The following is a 20366-nucleotide window of genomic DNA, read 5'->3' on the forward strand; positions in this document are numbered from 1 at the left end:
GGAAGGTAACCTCTGAGACAAAAATTTCAAATATTTTTTCCAGAGTCCCCCTTCCCTGCCACGACATCACTATTCCCGAGCGACTGAAAGTGCCAGCTGCTGGCGCTGGCCATTGCTCCACTCAATATTGAGCAACCAGACCATCATGGGGGATGTGCAGCTTCCTACCAGCGCATTTGCCTGCCAGCCATTGCCACTTGATTCAAAATTGACAGGGATGGTGCCCATAAACATATCTCGCCCCTCGAGCCAGGCTTTGATCGGTTTAATCCCGGGGTCCCCGCCCTCCAATCGAATAATAAAATCGCGTTCGGCGCGCACAGGTAATTGTGAAATAGCAATTGCCATCGACTTTTCACCAATTAATAGGTCACAACTGCTGTGGGAAAGATCACAAATTTGATCTTTTTTTGGCTCGGAATTTTGTGAATTATCGGCTGCAAACCAGGTGCGATAGCTCACCAGCGCCACCAGAACGGCCAGCACTAGCACAAGATGCGTTACTTTCTGTGCAGTCAGTCTCTCTTTCATCAAAAACACCCTGTAAAGATGTAATAAAAATGGTCTTTTTTTGATCTCGCACAAGGTAAAACAAGCGTGTAAACGAGACCGGGCGGAGCCAAATATATCACTGTTTATACTGTTATTTTACCTGTCAGTTCAGTATCATTCCCATGGAGTTTTCATTTAGCCATCTTTTACTTTTCCTTTCGTTAACAGGTGTTAACAAGTGGTTGAAGATAGCGCGATGAAGTCCGTCCGGTTTGCCGGACAAAAAACCAAACAACAGCAGCATCGGAAGCGGAATATAACGATGAGCCATACAACTAACCATCCTGAGTACAACTACACCGTTGTTCGCCAGTTTACCGTCATGACGATTGTCTGGGGAATTGTCGGCATGTCGGTTGGCGTACTGATCGCAGCCCAGCTTATCTGGCCTGCTCTTAACTTCGACACTCCGTGGCTGACCTACAGTCGTCTGCGGCCCCTCCATACCAACGCGGTGATCTTTGCTTTTGGCGTCAGCGCTCTGATGGCAACGTCGTTCTACGTTGTTCAGCGCACCTGCCAAACCCGGCTGTTTGGTGGCCCGCTGGCGACCTTCGTCTTCTGGGGCTGGCAAGCAATCATCCTGTCGGCTGCCATCTCCCTGCCGCTGGGTTACACCTCCGCCAAGGAGTATGCCGAGCTGGAGTGGCCAATTGACCTGGCCATCACTGTGGTGTGGGTCGCCTACGCCATTGTCTTCTTCGGCACGTTAATGAAGCGCACCACTTCCCACATCTATGTGGCGAACTGGTTCTTCGGCGCCTTCATCATCACGGTCGCAGTGCTGCACATCGTCAACAACATGGAAGTGCCGCTCAGTGCCATGAAGTCCTACTCCATGTACTCTGGCGCCATGGACGCCATGGTGCAGTGGTGGTACGGCCACAACGCGGTAGGCTTCCTGCTGACAGCAGGCTTCCTCGGGATGATGTACTACTTCGTGCCCAAGCAAGCGGGACGTCCGGTTTACTCCTACCGTCTATCCATCGTCCACTTCTGGGCGCTGATCTCCCTCTATATCTGGGCCGGTCCGCACCACCTGCACTACACTGCGCTGCCTGACTGGGCCCAGTCCCTCGGCATGGTTATGTCCCTGATCCTGTTCGTGCCCTCCTGGGGCGGCATGATCAACGGCATCATGACCCTCTCCGGTGCCTGGCACAAGCTGCGTTATGACCCCATCCTGCGCTTCCTGATCGTCTCCCTGTCGTTCTATGGCATGTCGACTTTCGAAGGCCCGATGATGGCGATCAAGACTGTCAACGCTCTCTCCCACTACACCGACTGGACCGTAGGTCACGTTCACTCCGGCGCGCTGGGCTGGGTAGCCATGGTCTCCATCGGTGCGGTTTATCACCTGATCCCGAACCTGTTCGGTCAGGGCCGCATGTACAGCATCAAGCTCATCAACGTCCACTTCTGGCTGGCGACTGTGGGCACCGTACTCTACATCGTTGCGATGTGGATTTCCGGCGTGATGCAAGGCCTGATGTGGCGTGCAGTCAACGAAGACGGCACCCTGACCTACAGCTTCGTAGAAGCGCTGCAGGCCTCCTATCCCTTCTACTTCGTGCGCTTCCTGGGTGGCTGCTTCTTCGTCACCGGTATGCTGCTGTTGGCCTACAACGCCTATCGCACCATCACTGCGCCCAAAGGTTCCCTGGAACCTGTCGCCCAGCCAGCATGATTGAAGAGGTCCAAGAATGAGCAACAATAACCGTCACGAGATCCTTGAAAAGAACGTTCCTCTGCTGGTGGTGGCCATTATCTTCGCCATCAGCCTGGGGGGCCTGGTTGAAATTACCCCGCTCTTCTTCCAGAAGCAGACCACCGAGCCGGTTGAGGGCCTCAAGCCCTATACAGCACTGCAGATGGAAGGACGCGATATCTTCATTCGCGAAGGCTGCACCAACTGCCATAGCCAGATGATCCGTCCGTTCCGTGCCGAAACCGAGCGTTACGGTCACTACTCGGTTGCCGGCGAGAGCGTGTGGGAACACCCCTTCCTGTGGGGCTCCAAGCGCACCGGCCCGGATCTGGCCCGCGTAGGCGGTCGCTACTCCGATGCATGGCACCATGCTCACCTCATCAACCCGCGTGATGTGGTTCCCGAGTCCAACATGCCTGCCTATCCCTGGCTCGACACCAATGTGCTGACCGGCGAAATGACTGGCAAAAAACTGGCGCTGTTCCGCGATCACTTCGGTGTGCCATATACCGATGCGGATATTCAGGGTGCAGGGGAAGCAGTTAAAGGCAAGACCGAGCTGGAAGCCCTCATCGCCTATCTCCAATCACTGGGCCATGCCCTGAAATAAGGAGCCTGAGATGGATTACGGCACATTTCGCGGTCTGTATACCCTGCTGTTGATGGCCATCATGATTGGCATCATCGTCTGGGCCTACAGCAAACGCCGCAAGACCTCTTTTGATGAGGCCGCCAATCTGGTGTTTGCCGATGATGAGCAAGCCGGTGCTGATAAAAAGAACGCAGGAGCGAAACAAGAATGAGCACTCTGTTTAGTATTTTCGTAACCGTCATCACCCTGGGGACCATCCTCGGCTGCTTCTTGCTGCTGATGTGGTGCCTCAAGGACAAGATGGGCGTTGAAGAAGGCAAGCCGATGGGCCACTCCTTCGATGGTATCGAGGAGATCAACAACCCGTTGCCGAAGTGGTGGACCTACATGTTCCTCTTCTTCATCGTCACCGGTCTGGTCTATCTGGTCGCCTTCCCGGGTCTTGGCAACTTCAAAGGCCTGCTGGGCTGGCAAAGTTCCAACCAGGACGTACGCTCGCTGGCCGAATCCAAAGCGGCAACCGAATCAGCCAAGGCTGAAGGTCGCGCCGTGGAGTACGACCGTGAGGTCGCCAAGGCTGACGAGATCTATGGCGCCAAGTTCCGTGAACTGACCTATGAGGCTGATGGCAAGACCTACCGCGCCATTACCGAAATCGCCAAGGATCCGGAAGCCCTGAAAGTGGGTCAGCGTCTGTTCCTGCAGAACTGCTCCCAGTGCCACGGCTCTGATGCCCGCGGTGGTCGCGGTTTCCCGAACCTGACCGACAGCGAATGGCAATGGGGCGGCCAGCCTGATCAAATCAAGACCACCATCATGGGCGGTCGTCAGGGTATCATGGCTGCCTGGGGTGAAATCCTCGGTAAAGACGGTGTGCAAGAGGTGGCTTCCTACGTGCTGAGCCTCTCCGGTCGCAAGGTCGATCTGGTCGAAGCCAAGAAGGGTGAAGCGCGCTTCACCATCTGTGCTGCGTGCCACGGCCCCGATGCCAAGGGCGGTATCGCCGTTGGTGCACCGGACCTGACCAACAACACCTGGCTCTACGGCGGTTCCCGCGAAGTGGTGGTGCAGACCATCACCCACGGTCGCCACGGCGTGATGCCGGCCTGGAAAGACATCCTGGGTGAAGACAAGGTACACCTGCTGGCTTCCTACGTTTACAGCCTGTCCCATCAGCCTGCTAAATAAAGGTCGCTCACATAAGTCGTAACATGTGATAAACACGTGATTACACAGCAAAAAGCCTCGACTCCTCGAGGCTTTTTGTTATCTTGTGTTGCAGAAAAGCCCTCTTACTCGTTAATCATTCGTTTCACGGCAGTAGCATCATGACCCAACCTGTATTCAAACCTTGGTATCGCCAATTCTGGCCCTGGTTTATCATCGCCCTCCCCACTGCCGCCGTTGTCGGCAGCATCTCTACCGCCATCATTGCCAGCAAAGATGGGGTCAATCTGGTGGCCGAGGACTATTACAAACAAGGGAAAGAGATCAATCAGGATCTGAGCAAGTTCGATCGCTCCGAGGCCCTCAATATCCGCTTCGCCCTTGAGGTCAACAGCCACGAGCTCACCCTCAAGCCCGTCAGCGGTGACATCCCGCCGGGTCAGGCCCTCTATCTGTCGCTCTTCCACCCCACTCTGGCGGGACTGGACAGCGAACACATGATCACCGCCGATGCGAGCGGCACCTATCGCCTCCACTTCGACAAACCGCTCACAGGTAAATGGCACATCCGGGTGGATGCGTTCAACCACGAGTGGCGCCTGCAAGAGACGGTACAATTGCCCACCCAGGCACCTGTCGAACTCGATCCGAAAGGACGCTAAGCCATGACCGGCTGTTCTCACTGTGGCGAGCTGGTTCTCGCCAGCAACCGTGCTGCTTGCATTCTGCATTTAGGGGAACATAAATCATGACCCCTTGCTTTCACTGTGGCGAGCCGGTTCCCGCCAATAGCAGCTATTCCCTCGAGATCAAGGGGATCGTCAGGCCCATGTGCTGCCCTGGCTGTCAGGCCGTGGCAGAGACCATCATGGAGTGCGGCCTTGCCAGCTATTACGACCACCGCACCGCCCCCGGCATCAAGGGGGAACTGGTGCCCGAGGAGCTCGCCGCCCTCACCCACTACGATCTGGCGGAAGTGCAGCAGGAGTTTGTCACTGACAGCGGCACGGGTCGCGAGACAACGCGTGAAATCCAGCTGACGGTAGAGGGATTGACCTGCGCCGCCTGCGCCTGGCTTATCGAGCGCCATCTGATGACGTTAAGCGGTCTGCGCTACATCAACGTCAACACCACGACCCATCGCGCCCGTATCAAGTGGGATCCGGCCCAGCTCTCCCTGAGCGACATTCTCAAGGGCTTCGCCAAGATTGGCTATCGCGCCTACCCCTTCCAGACCCATCAGCAGGAAGCCCTCTACGCCAAAGAGGTGCGCAGCTACATGTTCCGGCTGGCATTGGCGGGGCTGGGGTCGATGCAGGTGATGATGTGCGCCGTCGCGCTCTACATGGACCTCTTTATCAGCGTCGAAGATGAATTCATGGTCTACTTCAAGTGGATAAGCCTGCTGCTCTCCACCCCCATCATGATCTACTCGGCCCAACCCTTTTACATCAACGCCTGGCGCAGCCTGAAGCAGGGGCATCTGTCGATGGATGTCTCGGTATCGCTGGCACTGATCGGGGCGTTTATCGCCTCAATGTGGGCCACCGTGTTCAATACCGGTGAGGTCTACTACGACTCCATCACCATGTTCGTCTTCTTCCTGCTGCTCGGCCGTTTTCTTGAGCTGCGGGCCCGGCGCAAAGCCTCCGAATCAAGTTCCAACCTGGCACGGCTGGTGCCCATCATGGCGACCCTGATCGACCAAGATGGCGAGCGTGAAGTAGCAGCCAAGACCCTGCAGGTCGGCGATCGGGTGCGGGTACTGGCAGGGGCGACGCTGCCCGCGGATGGCGTCATCGTGGCGGGAGAGGCAAGCCTCAACGAGGCGATGCTGACCGGCGAGCAGCTGCCGCTGTTCAAGCAGCGCGGCGATCTGGTCTATGCCGGCACCATCAATACCGATGCGCCGCTACAGATCCGGGTGACCCACCGCATCGAAGAGTCGCGCATCTCCCAGATCATGCGCCTGCAGGATCATGCCCTCGATGACAAACCGGCCATCGCCCAGCTGGCGGATCAGCTGTCGCGCCACTTTATTCTGGTGCTGCTCATCATTGCCGCGGCAGTCTGGACCTTCTGGCACTTCCACCAACCGGAACAGGCATTCTGGATCGCGCTGGCCGTGCTGGTGGCCACCTGCCCCTGCGCGCTCTCGCTGGCAACGCCGACAGCGCTGACCTCGGCGACCGCCAATCTGACCCGCAACGGCATCCTGCTGCGCCGTGGCCATGTGCTGGATATATTGACCAAGGCCAACCGGATCGTGATGGACAAGACTGGCACGCTCACCACAGGTGAGATCCGCCTGTCCGCCACCACTGTACTCGGCACGCTAGATGCAGACCGCTGCTTGAGTATCGCCCGGGCGCTGGAGGCCCAGTCCGAGCACCCCATCGCCCGTGCTTTCAGGCTACCCGCCGATGAAGTGGGGCAGTTGCTGCAAGCAAGCGAAATCACACCAGTCATCGGTCACGGCATCACCGGGCTGGTAGACGGTGTTCGCTATCGTATCGGCAGCGCCAGTTGGCTTGGTATCGAGAGTGACGATAACGCCCAGCATGGTCTTGCCATCTACCTTGCCGACGAACAGCAACTGCTCGCCTGTTTCGAGCTGGATGACACCTTGCGCCAGGATGCCAAAGCGTTGATCGACGCGTTCAAGGCTGCCGGTTTGCAGACGACTATTCTAACCGGTGACAGCTCTCCCCAGGCTGACGAGATTGCCCGAACCCTTGGGGTCGACGAGCTGGTCAAGGGGGTGACGCCGGATGGCAAGCTGGCATATCTCAAAGCCCGTGAAGCAGAGGGCGAGATCAGCATCATGGTGGGTGATGGTATCAACGATGCCCCCGTGCTGGCCGGAGCGCACGCCTCCTTTGCCATGGCGGGCGGCACTGACCTGGCCAAAAACAGCGCCGATGCCATTCTTCTGGCCGATGATCTCAGTCGTCTGCTCGATGCCAGAAGGCTCGCGCTGCGTACCCGCAAGATCATCATCGAGAACTTTACCTGGTCCATCGGTTACAACCTGCTGGTACTGCCGCTGGCAGCCTGTGGCTGGCTGCCTCCCTATCTGGCAGCCGCGGGCATGTCGCTCAGTTCACTCATCGTGGTGACCAACTCGATGCGCCTTAACAGATAAGCAAACTGCAAGAAAATAGCTGAAATAGTGGCCTGCCTCCGATGCAGGCCACATTTTTGACCGATAGCGGCTGGCCCTCCTCCCGAACGGGGTTACCATGGAGGACGCTTGCCACGGATGAATGCCAAGGTACTTCTCATGAACATAATTTTTGTCCTGATCCCCATCGCCATTCTCTTCGTCGTCATCGCCGGCGTGGTCTTTTTCTGGGCCATTCGCTCCGAACAATTTGAAGATCTCGATCGCCAGGGTTCCAACATCCTGTTCGATGAAGATGAACCCCAACAAAAAGTAGTGAAGCCCTCCTCCCATGACTCACAACCTTGATCTGCTGGGTGCTCTGCTGGTAGGACTAGCAGGCTCGACTCACTGCATCGGCATGTGCGGTGGCGTCTCCGCCGCCCTCTCCATGGCCATCCCGGCCGACAAGCAGCACTTCAGCGGACGCCTTGGCTACCTGCTCAACTACAACCTGGGGCGGATCCTGAGCTATGTCATCGCAGGAGCCTTGGTGGGTGGCCTGCTCGCCACCACCAGTGAACTGGGCGCAGGCAAACATGCCATCGAAGGGCTGCGTCTGGTAGCCGCGCTGCTGATGATCGCCCTTGGTCTCTATCTGGCCGGATGGTGGCAGGGGATCCTGCTGCTGGAGCGCCTCGGCGCCAAACTCTGGCCCCATATCAAACCCCTTGCCGGCAAGTTTCTCCCCTTCACCTCACCGCTTCAGGCATTGCCCTTTGGCATGGTCTGGGGCTGGCTCCCCTGCGGGCTGGTCTACTCCATGCTGACCTGGAGTGCGGCTGCCGGCTCTGCCGCTGGCGGGGCGCTGATCATGCTCTTTTTTGGTCTTGGCACCCTGCCGACCTTATTTGCATTGGGGGGCCTTGCCGATCGCCTCAGATACTGGTTAACCCTGCGCAGTTTGCGCCTTGGCGGCGCTCTGTTACTCATTTTGTTCGGGGTTCATACCCTGTGGGTTGGCATAGCTGCCTTTTGAAACCCTATCCAAAACGGATGAGTTGGTGGTAAACTTGTTTGATATAAATCAATTATTCGTATGAGCCTATGATCCCGGAAAAGAAACCTGGCAGACGTATCCAGAGCGGTGGCTGTGCAATTCATTGCCAGGATTGCAGCATCAGTCAGCTCTGTATCCCCTTCACCCTGAACGACAACGAGCTTGATCAGCTCGATAGCATCATCGAGCGCAAAAAGCCGATCCAGAAGGGTGAGGAGCTGTTCAAGGCCGGTGATGAGTTCAAGTCGCTCTACGCCATTCGTTCCGGGACCATCAAGTCCTACACCATCACCGAACAGGGCGATGAGCAGATCACCGCCTTCCACCTGGCTGGTGATCTGGTCGGGTTTGACGCCATCAACAAGCAGGCCCATCCCTCCTTCGCTCAGGCGCTGGAAACGGCCATGGTGTGCGAGATCCCCTTTGAAGTGCTGGATGATCTCTCCGGCAAGATGCCCAAACTGCGCCAGCAGATCATGCGTCTGATGAGCAGCGAAATTATGGGCGATCAGGAGATGATCCTGCTGCTCTCCAAGAAGAATGCAGAAGAGCGCCTCGCCGCCTTCCTGCACAACCTATCGGTGCGCTTCTCCGAACGCGGCTTCTCTGCCAAGGAGTTCCGTCTGGCCATGACCCGTGGCGATATCGGCAACTATCTGGGTCTGACCGTCGAGACCATCAGCCGTCTGCTCGGCCGCTTCCAGAAGTCCGGACTCATCAGCGTCAAAGGCAAATACATTACCGTGCTGGATCAGGTCGCGCTGGGCATGATGGCCGGAGCTACCCGTCCGCCCTGCGGCTGATTTTTCTCCTTACAACCCCGCTTTTATTCCCCTTTCCCCGCCGGATCCTTTCCTCTGGAATGTGATCCGGTACGTTCCAGCGTCCCTCCTCCTGCGCTAAGCTGTAATGACTAAGATTCTGCCGTCATTGGACTTTTCCAAGGAGGAGAAGATGGTCAAATATCAGAATATTCTGGTAGTTATCAATCCAGAAGAGGAGCGTCAAATCGCCCTCGAACGGGCCGTCAAGATCGCCGAGCTGGACGACAATGCCCGCCTGACCCTGCTGCTCACCATCTATGACTTCTCGTATGAAATGACCGCCATGCTCTCCGTCGAGGAGCGCGAAGAGATGCGTAACGGCGTCATCTCCCAACGGCGAGAGTGGCTGGACGAGATCCTCACCCCCTACCGCTCGCAAGGGATCGCTTGCGAGGTCAAAGTGATCTGGCACAACCGGCCCTTCGAATCCGTCATTCAGGAGGTGCTGGAGCAACGTCACGATCTGGTGGTCAAGGCCACCCATCATCACAGCTTCCTGCAAACCTTCATCTTTACGCCGACCGACTGGCATCTGCTGCGCAAATGCCCCTGCCCGGTGCTGCTGGTAAAAGAGGGGCACTGGAAACGGGGCGGCAATATCATCGCAGCCATCAACTGCTCCAGCGACGATCCGGATCAGAAGCTGCTCAACGAGCGGATCACCCAGGAAGGTGGCGATATCGCCGAGCTGCTCGGCTCCAGTCTCTATCTGGTCAACACCTATCCGGGTACCCCGGTCAATGTGGCCATCGAGCTACCGGAGTTTGATCCCAACGCCTACAACGAGGCTATTCGCAAACACCACGAGACCCTGCTGCTGAGCCATGCCGACAAGTTCGGTATCGGCCATCTCTGGACCCGAGTGGCGGAAGGGTTGCCGGAAGAGGTGCTGCCAGACATGGCTGAAGAGCTCGACGCCAATCTGATGATCATGGGCTGCGTCGGCCGTACCGGTCTCTCGGCCGCCTTGCTCGGCAATACCGCCGAGCATGTGATCGACCGCCTCTCCTGCGACCTGCTGATCCTCAAACCGGCCGACTACAGCTGCCCGGTCGACAGCCGTCGCAATCAATCATAAGGTGCCTGGCACCTTGCCCTCCCCCGGGACATGGCTATAATAACGCGCTTATTTGTGTCCCGGGTTTTACGAGCATGCTAGAAGAGCTGAACGCCAAAGAAAAATACAGTTTCAACAAACTGCAAAAGCGCCTGCGGCGCAACGTAGGTCAGGCCATTGCCGACTTCAACATGATTGAAGAGGGCGACAAGGTCATGGTCTGCCTCTCCGGCGGCAAGGACAGCTTCGGTATGCTCGACATACTGATGAGCCTCAAAGCCAGTGCCCCCATCCATTTCGATCTGGTTGCCGTCAACCTGGATCAGAAGCAGCCCGGTTTCCCCGAGCACGTGCTGCCCGAGTATCTGGACTCCCTCGGCATCGAGTACAAAATTGTCGAGGAAGATACCTACTCCATCGTCAAGGAGAAGGTTCCGGAAGGCAAAACCACCTGCTCTCTCTGCTCACGGCTGCGCCGCGGTATTCTCTACCGCACCGCCCAGGAGCTGGGTTGCACCAAGATTGCCCTTGGCCACCACCGCGACGACATCCTCGAAACCCTGTTCCTCAACATGTTCTATGGTGGCAAACTCAAGTCCATGCCGCCCAAGCTGGTGAGCGACGATGGCAAGAACGTGGTGATCCGCCCGCTTGCCTACTGCAAAGAGAAGGACCTGATCCGCTACGCCGATGTCAAAGCATTCCCCATCATTCCGTGCAACCTGTGCGGCTCGCAGGAGAATCTGCAGCGTCAGGCCATCAAGCAGATGATGCAGGATTGGGATCGCCGCTTCCCGGGTCGTATCGAGACCATGTTCACCGCCATTCAGGACGTGATCCCAAGCCACCTGCTCGACCACAAGCTGTTTGACTTCAAGAGCATCAACCGCGACTCCGGCATCATCGATGGTGGTGACAAGGCCTTTGATCCGCCCGAGATGCCAAAAGCACCGCTGCTGGACATCGACGAGATGGACATGCTGGATGTGATTGAAGTGCGCTAAGCCGCGCTCACAGGGCAAACGCCACACAATAAAAAAGGAGCGATAAAATCGCTCCTTTTTTGCTTTCTTGATCTGCCTGTTACCAACGTGATAGCAGCGTTGGCATCAACCCTTATGCAGCCAGGGGGTCAGTCGCAGCACCTCGCCCTGCAGACGCAGGGTACCACCCGCAAATGCACTCAGCTGCTTATTGCTCAAGAGCAACTGGCCATGCTGCCACGTAACGGGCTCCTGTCGGGCCCCATCGACAAGGTAGGCAGTCCCCTGCGGCTCGACCAGCGCGATCCGGATCCCCTCCATCTTCGGCAAGAAGTACTTGCCGACCATGCCAGCCATCTTGTCCAGCAACTGCTGCATCTGCTGCTGACGCTTGGCAAGCTCTGCCAGTGGCATGTCGGGAACGGCCGGAGCATCGGCCATCACCTGCACCGTCATATCGCAGGTCGCGTGCGGCTCTTTCAGGGTGACCGCAACCACCGCCTTGTCGAGATTGAGATCGTCATCGAACGGCAAGCGCAGCTCGCTGTCGATCGTCACCTCCCCCTTCACATCCTTGTCCTGCGTCGAGACCCGGGCAGAGTCGAGCGCACAGCGCTTGCCATTTTGCGGATCGGTCAGATAAAACCCCAGTCTGGCATGGCCAAACTCGCCCTTGGCGAAGGTCTTCATCTGGCTGTAGAAGGCGCCATATTGCAGCTCCAGCACAGGTTGCCCGGCCATCGCCAGTGTCGGCAGCAGCAGGCTGGCCAGCAGGGTACGACGTACGGTAGAGATCACTCCATATCGACAGATCATTCAGCGTCCTTTTGCATCATGCATTGAAATGGTTGGGTCCTTCAGCCACCTCGTTAACCTCTACCGCCACCCCGCAGAGATCCCGATAGAGGATCCCCTTGCAGTTGAAGTAGAGCGGTGCCACCCAGATAAGACCCAACCCCATCGGGATCAGGGCTACAAAGAAGAGCGCAGCCATCACGCCGTGAAACAGCACCAGGCTTGGCCAGCCGCGCAAGAAGATCTTGAGCGAGACCACAATGGCCTGCGGCGGCGTCATGCCGCGCTCCAGCACCAGCGGCACGGTAAAGAGCAGCCCCATGCCGATCAGTGCGGAAGGGATAAACGAGAACATCACCGGCAACCCAATCAGTTCGAACAGCGGGCCAAACAGACTGGTGAGCAGACTGCCGAGCAGACTCAGCATGCCAAGGCGCACGAAATGACGGAAGAAATCGAACACCTGGCTCGCCCGGGCGCGCACCCCGACCGACTGCTGCAAACCGAGCATGTCGAGGGCACTGGTCATGGGGGCCATGATGACGGTGATCAGCAGGCTCAGGATCATCGCCACATTCATCTGGCTGTCATCGCCGATATAGGGCACCAGCACCATGTTGCTGAGCAGGATCCAGATCGCCGTGACACCGACAATCGCCAGCAGCAGGCCAAATCCGGTACGGCGGGTCTGTTGCCACCCCTCTTGAATGACCCCTTTCAGGTCCAGGCGATAACCCTTGTTCAAAGATTGCTCGAGCGAGCCGCCAATACGCATTCTGTTACTCAATTGACTATCCAACATCGAAAACGACCAAATCAGGTGGCACATTATAGCGACTTGGCCTGCTATTCGTAGTCGTTTTTCCTGACCACTTGCGGCCAAAAAGCCTTTAATTTCATGGATTGGCTGCATAGAATGCGGCCCTCTTTCAACATGATGGCCACTGGCTGGGGTGAGACTGGCGGATGATGAACAATCCACAGGTAATTGTCGCGCTGAACAAGATCAGCAAACTTTATGACGGCAAGGCGATATTGAGCGACCTTGACCTTGAGATCTATGACGGTGAGTTTCTCACCTTGCTGGGCCCCTCCGGCTGCGGCAAGACCACCTTGCTGCGCCTGCTGGCCGGGCTCGAATCGGTCGACGGTGGCACCATCCATCTGGCCGGTGACGAGATCACCCATATCCCCGCCGAACACAGGCACATCAACACCGTGTTCCAGAGCTATGCGCTCTTCCCCCATATGACGGTGTTTGAAAACGTCGCCTTTGGCCTCGAGATGCAGAAAGTGCCTGCCAGCGAGATCCGCCAGCGGGTCGAGGAGACCCTCGCCATGGTGCAGCTCACCGAGCTGGCCAACCGCCGTCCGGATCAGCTCTCCGGCGGCCAGCAGCAACGGGTCGCCATCGCCCGCGCCGTGGTCAACAAGCCCCGCCTGCTGCTGCTCGATGAATCCCTCTCGGCGCTCGACTACAAGCTGCGCAAGCAGATGCAGAGCGAACTCAAGGCGCTGCAGCGTCGCCTTGGCATCACCTTTGTCTTCGTTACCCATGATCAGGAAGAGGCGCTCACCATGTCTGATCGCATCCTGGTGATGGAGGGCGGCACGATCATCCAGCGCGGCACCCCGCGCGATATCTACGAATCGCCAGCCAATCTGTTCGTGGCCCGCTTTATCGGCGAGATCAACGTGATGGATGGCAAGCTGATCAATCAGCGCGAGCCCGGTATCTGGCAGGCCGAGGTAGAGGGGCGCGAATGCCTGCTCCATACCACCTTGCCGTTCCAGCCAGACGACAAGGTGCTGGTGCTGCTGCGCCCGGAAGATCTGCGCATTCTCGATCAGGATGACGATCAGAGCGGCGCGCTGCGGGGAAACATCCGCGAGCGCAACTACAAGGGGGCGACGCTGGATTCGGTGATCGAGCTCGAAAGTGGCAAACAGCTGCTTATCTCCGAGTTCTTCGACGAAGATGACCCCGACTTTGACTACCGTCTCGGTCAGGAGGTGGCGATCCACTGGGTCGACAGCTGGGAGGTGGTGCTGCCCTATGAGCCTCACTAATCTGCGGGTAGCGCACAGCTTTGCCCACAACGGCTTTCGCAACACGGCCATCGCGCTGATCCTGGGCTGGCTGACGCTGTTCGTCTTCCTGCCCAACCTGATGATCATCGGCGTCAGCTTCCTGACCCGTGACGAGTCCGAGCTTATCGCGCCGCTCTTTACCCTGAGCAACTATGGCCGCCTGCTGGACCCGCTCTATTTCGAGGTGCTGCTCCACTCCCTCTGGCTGGCGCTGCTCGCCACCTCCATCTGCTTGCTGGTGGGTTACCCCTTTGCCTGGCTGCTGGCCCATCTGCCAGCGCGTATCCGCCCGCTGCAGCTGTTTCTGGTGGTGGTACCGTTCTGGACCAACTCCCTGATCCGCACCTATGCGCTGAAAGTGCTGCTCGGCACCCGGGGGCTGATCAATGGCTGGCTGCTGGATCTGGGGCTTATCGAGCGGCCGCTGCAGATGATGTATACCGAGGTGGCCGTCATCATCGGGCTGGTCTATGTGCTGCTCCCCTTTATGGTGCTGCCGCTCTACTCCAGCATCGAGAAGCTGGATGGCCGTTTGCTGGAGGCGGCGCGTGATCTTGGCGCCAACGGCTGGCAGCGGCTGGTGCGGATCATTCTGCCGCTCACCCTGCCCGGCATCATCGCCGGTTGTCTGCTGGTGTTCCTGCCCGCCATGGGGATGTTCTACGTCTCCGACTTGCTGGGTGGCGCCAAGCACCTGCTGATCGGCAACCTGATCAAGACCCAGTTTCTCAACAGCCGTGACTGGCCCTTTGGCGCCGCCATCAGCGTGATGCTGACGGTGCTGATGGCGCTCTTGGTCTACTGCTACTGGCGGGCAGGCAAGCTGCTCAGCAAGAAGGGGGAGCTGGCATGATGCGCGCACTGAAAGCTCTGTTTCTGCTGCTGGTGTTTGGCTATCTCTATGTGCCCATCGGGGTGCTGATCGCCAACTCCTTCAACCTGTCGAAATATGGCATCGACTGGCGCGGCTTTACCCTGAGCTGGTATGAGAAGCTGTTTGCCAGCGCCAGCCTGATGCAGGCGGCCCAACACTCCCTGACCATCGCCGCCCTCACCGCCACTGCCGCCACCCTGATCGGCACCCTCACCGCCGTGGCGCTGTTTCGCTACCGCTTTCGCGGCAAGCAGTACGTGAGCGGCATGCTGTTCGTGGTGATGATGTCCCCCGATATCGTCATGGCAATTTCGCTCCTGACCCTGTTTGTGGTGACCGGCATTGCGCTGGGCTTCTGGTCGCTGCTGATCGCCCACATCACCTTCTGCCTGCCGTTCGTGGTGATCACCGTCTACTCGCGGCTGTGCGGTTTTGATGTGCGGATGCTGGAGGCGGCGCGGGATCTGGGGGCTGGCGAGTGGATCATCCTGCGCCGAATCATACTGCCGCTGGCCCTGCCGGCTGTGATGGCGGGCTGGCTGCTCTCCTTTACCCTGTCGCTGGACGACGTGGTGGTGAGCTCCTTTGTTACCGGCCCGGCCTACGAGATCCTGCCGCTCAAGATCTACTCCATGGTCAAGGTGGGGGTCTCCCCCGAGGTCAACGCCCTGGCCACCCTGATGCTGGTCGCCTCCCTCGGGATGGTGCTGCTGGCGCAACTGTTACTGCGTAAACGGCAGGGTTGACCCTGCCCATTTCGTCCCCGCCACCGTTGGCGAACTCTGTCACGGTGGGCCGCAAGGCCCCATAACCCCAAGGAGTTGTTGATGACAATCCAACACAAGGCCGGCGCCCTGCTGGCAGCCGCCCTCACCCTCACCACCCCGCTGCTGAGCCAGAGCGCTCACGCGGCCGACGACAAGGTGGTCTACTTCTACAACTGGTCGGAATATGTGCCGGACGGTCTGCTGGAGCAGTTCCAGCAAGAGACCGGCATCAAGGTGATCTACTCCACCTACGAAGCCAACGAGACCCTCTACGCCAAGCTGAAAACCCATGGTGACGGCTATGACGTAGTAGTGCCCAGCACCTACTTCATCTCGAAAATGGCCAAAGAGGGGATGTTGCAGCCGCTGGATCGCGCCCAACTGCCCAACTTCAAACACCTCGACCCTACCCTGCTCAACCACGAGTACGACCCGGACAACCGCTACTCCATCCCCTATATCTGGGGCGCAACCGGCATCGGCACCAACACCGACATCATCGAGCAACCCGTTACCAGCTGGAAACAGCTCTGGGCGCCAGAGTGGAAAGAGAGCCTGCTGTTGATGGACGATGCCCGCGAGGTGTTCCATATCGCGCTGGTGCAGCTGGGCTACAGCCCCAACACCCGGGACAAGGCGCAAATTGCCGAAGCGTTCGAATACCTGAAAAAGCTGATGCCCAACGTCAAGGCGTTCAACTCCGACAATCCGGCCGACCCCTTTATCGCCGGTGAGGTCAATATCGGTATGCTGTGGAACGGTTCGGCCTACGGTGCCCAGCGCGAATACCCCTCCATCCAGATGACCTACCCCGAAGAAGGCGCCGTGCTCTGGATGGACAACCTCGCCATCCCGGCCAAGGCCAAGCATGTGAAAGAGGCCCACGCCCTGATCAACTTCCTGATGCGCCCCGATGTGGCCGCCAAGGTGGCCGAGGCGATTGGCTACCCCACCCCGGTCAAGGATGCCATTCCCCTGCTCACCCCGGCGTTTCGCAACAACCCCATGGTCTTCCCGAGCGACGAGATCAAGCGCAAGGGGGAGTTCCAGTCCGATGTGGGGGACGCCTCCCGCCTCTACGAGCAGTACTTCCTGCAGTTGAAAGCCATGGTGGCCAAGGCCGATTAATTCTGCGCTTTTTCATCCCCCCTCAGGGGGTGTAGATTGGTTGAGGGGGCAAGTGTTGCCCCCTCTCTTTTTTCATGACCGCTCGAGGTATCACGGAAAACACGTTTTTCGCCGATATCGCGGGAGGCCTGAGCCAATCAGGAGTATTCATGTCCGATCTGACCCTCTTCTTCGCGCCCGGCTCCTGTGCCGTGGCTGTCCAAATCGCACTGCTGGAAACCGGCGCCCCATTTACTGCCCGCCAGCTCAATCTGGCTGCAGGTGAGCAGCGTTCGCCCGAATACCTCGCCATCAACCCCAAAGGGCGGGTACCGGCCCTGATCACCGAGCAGGGCACCCTGACCGAGACCCCGGCCCTGCTGCTCTATGTGGCGCAGCGCTTCCCCGCAGCCAAGCTGGCACCGCTGGACAACCCGTTCCTGCTGGCCCGCATGCAGGAGGTCAACAGTTTCCTCGCCTCCACCGTGCATGTCTCCCACGCCCACGGTCGCCGTGGCAGCCGCTGGGCCGATGACGAGCAGGCCATTGCCGCCATGCAGCAGAAAGTCGCCAGCAATATGCGCGATGGCTTTGCCCAGATTGAGCAGCACTATCTGGCAGGCCCCTGGGTACTCGGCGAGCAGTTCAGCGTGGCGGACATCTATCTGTTCGTGGTCGCGGGCTGGCTGAAAAGCGATGGGGTCGAGATCAGTGAATTCCCCAAAGTGGCCGATCATTATCGCCGAATGCTAACCCGTCCGGCCGTCACCAAAGCCCTCTCCAACTAAGTAAAAAATCAATAGAAAGGGTGCCGAGGCTCTGCTGGCACCCTTCTTTCTCTCTCCTCCCCCGCCTTTGAGATCGTTTTCACATTTCCGTGGTTTTGCCGTAGCCCTTCCATCCTAAAAAGCCTATCTTTGCGCCATAACGCAATCGGTTGCGTAACCGGTTGCCTGATAAGAAACTGCGATGGCGAAAGCCTGATGAGGTGCTGTATGAAACGAGGCGTACTGCTCAATGCTCCCCTGAGTGCTCTGGTGGCACAGATGGGTCACACCGACGAGATCACCGTCTGCGATGCGGGGCTGCCCATTCCGGCAGGCCCGGAGCGGATCGATCTGGCGTTGATGGCGGGCACCCCCAGCCTCGAAACCGTGCTGAGCGCCCTGCTCACCGATCTGGTGGTGGAGAAGGTGATCATGGCGAGCGAGATCAAGCAGATCAGCCCCACCGCCCATCAGGCACTGGTCGATCAGCTTGAGGCCCACGCAGCCGCCCAGGGCAAACCCATCGCCATCGAATACTGCCTGCACGAGGAGTTCAAAACCCGCTCCCGCCAGAGCAAGGCAATCGTGCGCAGCGGCGAGGTGACTCCCTACGCCAACCTGATCCTCTGCGCCGGTGTGGCGTTCTGACACTCTTCAAAGAAGGCCTCTTCAAGGAAGCTGCAAATGAGCACAACCTCCCCCCTCTCACCCATTCTGGAGCTGACCGGGATCGTCAAGACCTTCCCCGGTGTACGCGCCCTCGATGAAGCGGGTCTGCGGGTCTATCCGGGCCAGGTGATGGCCCTGCTCGGTGAAAATGGCGCCGGCAAATCCACCCTGATGAAGGTGCTGACCGGCATCTATCAGGCCGATACGGGCAGCGTCAGCTATCGCGGTCAACCGGTTCACTTCAAGGGGCCGCGCGACTCTCAGGATCAGGGGATCAGCATCATCCATCAGGAGCTGAACCTGCTGCCGGAGTTGTCGATTGCCGCTAACATCTTCCTCGGTCGCGAACCGCGCACCCGTTTTGGCAGCATCGACCACAAACAGCTGCGCGAGCGGGCGAGCGGCCTGCTGGCGCGACTTGGCGTCAAGCATGGGCCGGATACCCGACTCGGGGATCTCTCCATCGGCGAACAGCAGATGGTGGAGATCGCCAAGGCGCTGTCGTTCGATGCCAGCGTCATCATCATGGATGAACCGACCGATGCGCTGACCGATACCGAGACCGAGCAGCTGTTCAAGGTTATCCGCGAGCTGCGTGAGCAGGGTTGCGGCATCGTCTATATCTCCCACCGCCTCAAGGAGATCTTCGAGATCTGCGATCGGGTCACTGTGCTGCGCGATGGCAAGTGGATTGGCGAGAAGGCGGTGAGCGATCTGGATGAAGACAAGATCATCGAGATGATGGTGGGCCGCCGGCTGGAAGAGCAGTACCCGCGCCTTGAGCGCGAGCTTGGCCCTGTCAGCCTGCAGGTGAAAGATCTGGCCGGTCCCGGCGTGCGCGGGGTGAGCTTCTCCCTGCGTCAGGGGGAAATTCTGGGCTTTAGCGGCCTGATGGGCTCCGGCCGTACCGAGCTGATGAAGCTTATCTACGGCGCAAGCCCCGTCAGCAGCGGCGAAATCACGGTCGATGGCCACGCGCTGGTGCCAACCAGTCCGGCCGATGGCCTGGCCGCTGGCATCGCCTATATCTCCGAGGATCGCAAGGGTGATGGGCTGGTGCTGGAGCTGTCGGTGCGCGAAAACATGAGTCTGTGCGCCCTCGACGAGTTCATCAGCAACGGCAAGATTGACGGCAAGGCCGAACGGCAGGCGGTGAGCGACTATGTGCGCCTGTTCAACATCAAGACCCCGAGTCAGGATCAGCTGATAAAGCTGCTCTCCGGCGGCAACCAGCAGAAGGTGGCCATCGCCAAGGGGCTGCTGACCCGGCCCAAGGTGCTGATCCTCGACGAGCCGACCCGCGGCGTCGACGTGGGGGCGAAGAAGGAAATTTATCAGCTGATCAACCAGTTCAAGAAGGAGGGGATGAGCATCATTCTGGTCTCCTCCGAGATGCCGGAAGTGCTCGGCATGAGCGATCGCATCATGGTGATGCACGAAGGGCGCATCAGCGCAGAGTTCAACACCCGCGATGCCAATCAGGAGAAGCTGATGGCGGCGGCAGTCGGTAAACAGTGGCAAGCAGAGCAAGAGGCAGCACAATGACAACCCAAACCTTTCCCCGCCGCGGCATCATGAACAAGGCCTGGTGGATCGAGAACAAATCCCTGGTCGCCCTGCTGGTGCTGATTGGTGTCGTCTCCGCGCTCAATCCCAACTTCTTCAGCGTCGACAACCTGCTCAACATCCTGCGCCAGACCTCGGTCAACGCCATCATGGCAGTCGGCATGACGCTGGTTATCCTCACCGCCGGTATCGATCTGTCGGTTGGCTCTGTGCTGGCCCTGTGCGGTGCGCTGGCGGCCACTATGGTGGCGATGGAGCTGCCGATCTGGCTGGTGGTGCCCCTCACCCTGGGGGCCGGCGCCCTGCTGGGCGGCGTCAGCGGCCTCATCATTGCCAAGGGCAAGGTGCAGGCATTTATCGCCACCCTGGTCACCATGACCGCTCTGCGCGGCATCACCATGGTCTATACCGAGGGTCGCCCCATCTCCACCGGTTTCAGTGATGGCGCCGACCACTTCGCCTGGCTGGGTACCGGCTATCTGCTCGGTCTGCCGGTGCCCATCTGGCTGATGGCCATCGTCTTCCTGCTCGCCTGGTTCATGCTCAACCACACCCGTCTCGGTCGCTACATCTACGCCCTGGGCGGTAACGAGTCTGCCACCCGTCTCTCCGGTATCAATGTGGATCGGGTGAAGCTGGCGGTGTATGGTCTGTGCGGCGCGCTCTCGGCGCTGGCGGGTCTTA

At 58.7% G+C, this 20366-nt stretch carries 23 protein-coding genes; 19 read left to right on the forward strand and 4 right to left on the reverse strand.

Features of this window, described 5'->3' with window-relative positions; all coding sequences use genetic code 11:
- Positions 1-69: 69 nt before the first annotated feature.
- Both AAHA39_RS03740 and AAHA39_RS03745 read right to left on the reverse strand, forming a co-directional pair.
- Entirely contained in the window at positions 70-531 is a 462-nt protein-coding gene (locus tag AAHA39_RS03740) for a hypothetical protein (protein ID WP_139396035.1), read from the reverse strand.
- A gap of 124 nt (positions 532-655) precedes the next feature.
- Entirely contained in the window at positions 656-823 is a 168-nt protein-coding gene (locus AAHA39_RS03745; protein ID WP_156033901.1) for a hypothetical protein, read from the reverse strand.
- On the opposite strand from AAHA39_RS03745, the gene ccoN reads away from it, so the two are divergent.
- The 11 genes from ccoN (at position 815) to ttcA (ending at position 11067) form a co-directional block, all read left to right on the forward strand.
- Positions 815-2239 (forward strand): cytochrome-c oxidase, cbb3-type subunit I, encoded by a 1425-nt coding sequence (gene ccoN, locus AAHA39_RS03750; protein ID WP_042031008.1) that lies wholly within the window; start codon positions 815-817, stop codon positions 2237-2239. The genes AAHA39_RS03745 and ccoN overlap by 9 nt on opposite strands.
- A gap of 16 nt (positions 2240-2255) precedes the next feature.
- The gene (ccoO, locus tag AAHA39_RS03755; RefSeq protein ID WP_041207796.1) at positions 2256-2870 is read left to right on the forward strand and encodes a cytochrome-c oxidase, cbb3-type subunit II; all 615 of its coding nucleotides are present in this window, start codon (positions 2256-2258) and stop codon (positions 2868-2870) included.
- A 10-nt stretch (positions 2871-2880) separates the two neighbouring features.
- On the forward strand, positions 2881-3063 hold the full coding sequence (locus AAHA39_RS03760) for a CcoQ/FixQ family Cbb3-type cytochrome c oxidase assembly chaperone (protein ID WP_041207797.1): 183 nt from the start codon (positions 2881-2883) through the stop codon (positions 3061-3063).
- On the forward strand, positions 3060-4040 hold the full coding sequence (gene ccoP / locus AAHA39_RS03765; RefSeq protein ID WP_041207798.1) for a cytochrome-c oxidase, cbb3-type subunit III: 981 nt from the start codon (positions 3060-3062) through the stop codon (positions 4038-4040). The genes AAHA39_RS03760 and ccoP overlap by 4 nt, the downstream gene beginning before the upstream one ends.
- A 140-nt stretch (positions 4041-4180) precedes the next feature.
- Positions 4181-4681 (forward strand): FixH family protein, encoded by a 501-nt coding sequence (locus tag AAHA39_RS03770; RefSeq protein ID WP_033113527.1) that lies wholly within the window; start codon positions 4181-4183, stop codon positions 4679-4681.
- 86 nt (positions 4682-4767) lie between these two features.
- Positions 4768-7164: a heavy metal translocating P-type ATPase gene (locus tag AAHA39_RS03775; protein WP_320654729.1), complete on the forward strand. Its 2397-nt coding sequence runs from the start codon at positions 4768-4770 to the stop codon at positions 7162-7164.
- 138 nt (positions 7165-7302) lie between these two features.
- Complete coding sequence (gene ccoS / locus AAHA39_RS03780) at positions 7303-7491, forward strand: cbb3-type cytochrome oxidase assembly protein CcoS (RefSeq protein WP_043850927.1); 189 nt, start codon at positions 7303-7305, stop codon at positions 7489-7491.
- Complete coding sequence (locus AAHA39_RS03785; RefSeq protein ID WP_320654726.1) at positions 7475-8161, forward strand: sulfite exporter TauE/SafE family protein; 687 nt, start codon at positions 7475-7477, stop codon at positions 8159-8161. The genes ccoS and AAHA39_RS03785 overlap by 17 nt, the downstream gene beginning before the upstream one ends.
- A gap of 68 nt (positions 8162-8229) precedes the next feature.
- Positions 8230-8985, forward strand: coding sequence for an FNR family transcription factor (locus AAHA39_RS03790; RefSeq protein ID WP_033113524.1), 756 nt, complete (start codon positions 8230-8232; stop codon positions 8983-8985).
- 151 nt (positions 8986-9136) lie between these two features.
- The gene (gene uspE / locus AAHA39_RS03795; RefSeq protein ID WP_042031012.1) at positions 9137-10084 is read left to right on the forward strand and encodes a universal stress protein UspE; all 948 of its coding nucleotides are present in this window, start codon (positions 9137-9139) and stop codon (positions 10082-10084) included.
- A 74-nt stretch (positions 10085-10158) separates the two neighbouring features.
- Positions 10159-11067 carry a tRNA 2-thiocytidine(32) synthetase TtcA gene (gene ttcA / locus AAHA39_RS03800; RefSeq protein ID WP_005336634.1) on the forward strand — a complete coding sequence of 303 codons (909 nt, stop codon included), beginning with the start codon at positions 10159-10161 and terminating at the stop codon, positions 11065-11067.
- 105 nt (positions 11068-11172) lie between these two features.
- Here ttcA and AAHA39_RS03805 read toward each other — a convergent pair whose 3' ends face one another.
- Both AAHA39_RS03805 and AAHA39_RS03810 read right to left on the reverse strand, forming a co-directional pair.
- The gene (locus tag AAHA39_RS03805; RefSeq protein ID WP_320654721.1) at positions 11173-11862 is read right to left on the reverse strand and encodes a DUF2987 domain-containing protein; all 690 of its coding nucleotides are present in this window, start codon (positions 11860-11862) and stop codon (positions 11173-11175) included.
- A gap of 16 nt (positions 11863-11878) precedes the next feature.
- Entirely contained in the window at positions 11879-12616 is a 738-nt protein-coding gene (locus AAHA39_RS03810) for a hypothetical protein (protein ID WP_320654719.1), read from the reverse strand.
- Positions 12617-12807: 191 nt separating this feature from the next.
- On the opposite strand from AAHA39_RS03810, the gene potA reads away from it, so the two are divergent.
- From potA to rbsC, 8 genes are all read left to right on the forward strand, one after another.
- Positions 12808-13911 (forward strand): spermidine/putrescine ABC transporter ATP-binding protein PotA, encoded by a 1104-nt coding sequence (gene potA, locus AAHA39_RS03815; protein ID WP_320654716.1) that lies wholly within the window; start codon positions 12808-12810, stop codon positions 13909-13911.
- Complete coding sequence (gene potB, locus AAHA39_RS03820; protein ID WP_320654714.1) at positions 13898-14785, forward strand: spermidine/putrescine ABC transporter permease PotB; 888 nt, start codon at positions 13898-13900, stop codon at positions 14783-14785. The genes potA and potB overlap by 14 nt, the downstream gene beginning before the upstream one ends.
- Positions 14782-15552 (forward strand): spermidine/putrescine ABC transporter permease PotC, encoded by a 771-nt coding sequence (potC, locus tag AAHA39_RS03825; RefSeq protein WP_058057688.1) that lies wholly within the window; start codon positions 14782-14784, stop codon positions 15550-15552. The genes potB and potC overlap by 4 nt, the downstream gene beginning before the upstream one ends.
- An 81-nt stretch (positions 15553-15633) precedes the next feature.
- Positions 15634-16701, forward strand: a complete 1068-nt coding sequence (locus AAHA39_RS03830; RefSeq protein ID WP_320654711.1) for an extracellular solute-binding protein — start codon at positions 15634-15636, stop codon at positions 16699-16701.
- A 149-nt stretch (positions 16702-16850) separates the two neighbouring features.
- Positions 16851-17468, forward strand: a complete 618-nt coding sequence (locus AAHA39_RS03835; RefSeq protein WP_320654710.1) for a glutathione S-transferase family protein — start codon at positions 16851-16853, stop codon at positions 17466-17468.
- A gap of 207 nt (positions 17469-17675) precedes the next feature.
- The gene (gene rbsD / locus AAHA39_RS03840) at positions 17676-18095 is read left to right on the forward strand and encodes a D-ribose pyranase (protein ID WP_041207815.1); all 420 of its coding nucleotides are present in this window, start codon (positions 17676-17678) and stop codon (positions 18093-18095) included.
- A gap of 36 nt (positions 18096-18131) precedes the next feature.
- The gene (gene rbsA / locus AAHA39_RS03845; RefSeq protein WP_320654705.1) at positions 18132-19661 is read left to right on the forward strand and encodes a ribose ABC transporter ATP-binding protein RbsA; all 1530 of its coding nucleotides are present in this window, start codon (positions 18132-18134) and stop codon (positions 19659-19661) included.
- On the forward strand, positions 19658-20366 hold a 709-nt coding region (gene rbsC, locus AAHA39_RS03850; protein ID WP_342689993.1), incomplete at its 3' end, for a ribose ABC transporter permease. The genes rbsA and rbsC, both read left to right, overlap by 4 nt.

Source organism: Aeromonas sp. SE22 (assembly GCF_038739755.1).
Taxonomy (GTDB): Bacteria; Pseudomonadota; Gammaproteobacteria; order Enterobacterales; family Aeromonadaceae; genus Aeromonas; species Aeromonas jandaei.

Bases quoted from the DNA above. Each gene is read 5' to 3' on its own strand.
- rbsD (WP_041207815.1), top strand. From the start codon at position 17,676: ATGAAACGAGGCGTACTGCTCAATGCTCCCCTGAGTGCTCTGGTGGCA.
- ccoN (WP_042031008.1), top strand. From the start codon at position 815: ATGAGCCATACAACTAACCATCCTGAGTACAACTACACCGTTGTTCGC.
- ccoO (WP_041207796.1), top strand. From the start codon at position 2,256: ATGAGCAACAATAACCGTCACGAGATCCTTGAAAAGAACGTTCCTCTG.
- AAHA39_RS03745 (WP_156033901.1), bottom strand. From the start codon at position 823: ATGGCTCATCGTTATATTCCGCTTCCGATGCTGCTGTTGTTTGGTTTT.
- AAHA39_RS03810 (WP_320654719.1), bottom strand. From the start codon at position 12,616: ATGCGTATTGGCGGCTCGCTCGAGCAATCTTTGAACAAGGGTTATCGC.
- uspE (WP_042031012.1), top strand. From the start codon at position 9,137: ATGGTCAAATATCAGAATATTCTGGTAGTTATCAATCCAGAAGAGGAG.
- AAHA39_RS03760 (WP_041207797.1), top strand. From the start codon at position 2,881: ATGGATTACGGCACATTTCGCGGTCTGTATACCCTGCTGTTGATGGCC.
- AAHA39_RS03770 (WP_033113527.1), top strand. From the start codon at position 4,181: ATGACCCAACCTGTATTCAAACCTTGGTATCGCCAATTCTGGCCCTGG.
- AAHA39_RS03740 (WP_139396035.1), bottom strand. From the start codon at position 531: ATGAAAGAGAGACTGACTGCACAGAAAGTAACGCATCTTGTGCTAGTG.
- potC (WP_058057688.1), top strand. From the start codon at position 14,782: ATGATGCGCGCACTGAAAGCTCTGTTTCTGCTGCTGGTGTTTGGCTAT.
- ccoS (WP_043850927.1), top strand. From the start codon at position 7,303: ATGAACATAATTTTTGTCCTGATCCCCATCGCCATTCTCTTCGTCGTC.
- AAHA39_RS03775 (WP_320654729.1), top strand. From the start codon at position 4,768: ATGACCCCTTGCTTTCACTGTGGCGAGCCGGTTCCCGCCAATAGCAGC.
- potB (WP_320654714.1), top strand. From the start codon at position 13,898: ATGAGCCTCACTAATCTGCGGGTAGCGCACAGCTTTGCCCACAACGGC.
- ccoP (WP_041207798.1), top strand. From the start codon at position 3,060: ATGAGCACTCTGTTTAGTATTTTCGTAACCGTCATCACCCTGGGGACC.
- rbsA (WP_320654705.1), top strand. From the start codon at position 18,132: ATGAGCACAACCTCCCCCCTCTCACCCATTCTGGAGCTGACCGGGATC.
- AAHA39_RS03790 (WP_033113524.1), top strand. From the start codon at position 8,230: ATGATCCCGGAAAAGAAACCTGGCAGACGTATCCAGAGCGGTGGCTGT.
- AAHA39_RS03805 (WP_320654721.1), bottom strand. From the start codon at position 11,862: ATGATCTGTCGATATGGAGTGATCTCTACCGTACGTCGTACCCTGCTG.
- AAHA39_RS03830 (WP_320654711.1), top strand. From the start codon at position 15,634: ATGACAATCCAACACAAGGCCGGCGCCCTGCTGGCAGCCGCCCTCACC.
- potA (WP_320654716.1), top strand. From the start codon at position 12,808: ATGATGAACAATCCACAGGTAATTGTCGCGCTGAACAAGATCAGCAAA.
- AAHA39_RS03785 (WP_320654726.1), top strand. From the start codon at position 7,475: ATGACTCACAACCTTGATCTGCTGGGTGCTCTGCTGGTAGGACTAGCA.
- ttcA (WP_005336634.1), top strand. From the start codon at position 10,159: ATGCTAGAAGAGCTGAACGCCAAAGAAAAATACAGTTTCAACAAACTG.
- AAHA39_RS03835 (WP_320654710.1), top strand. From the start codon at position 16,851: ATGTCCGATCTGACCCTCTTCTTCGCGCCCGGCTCCTGTGCCGTGGCT.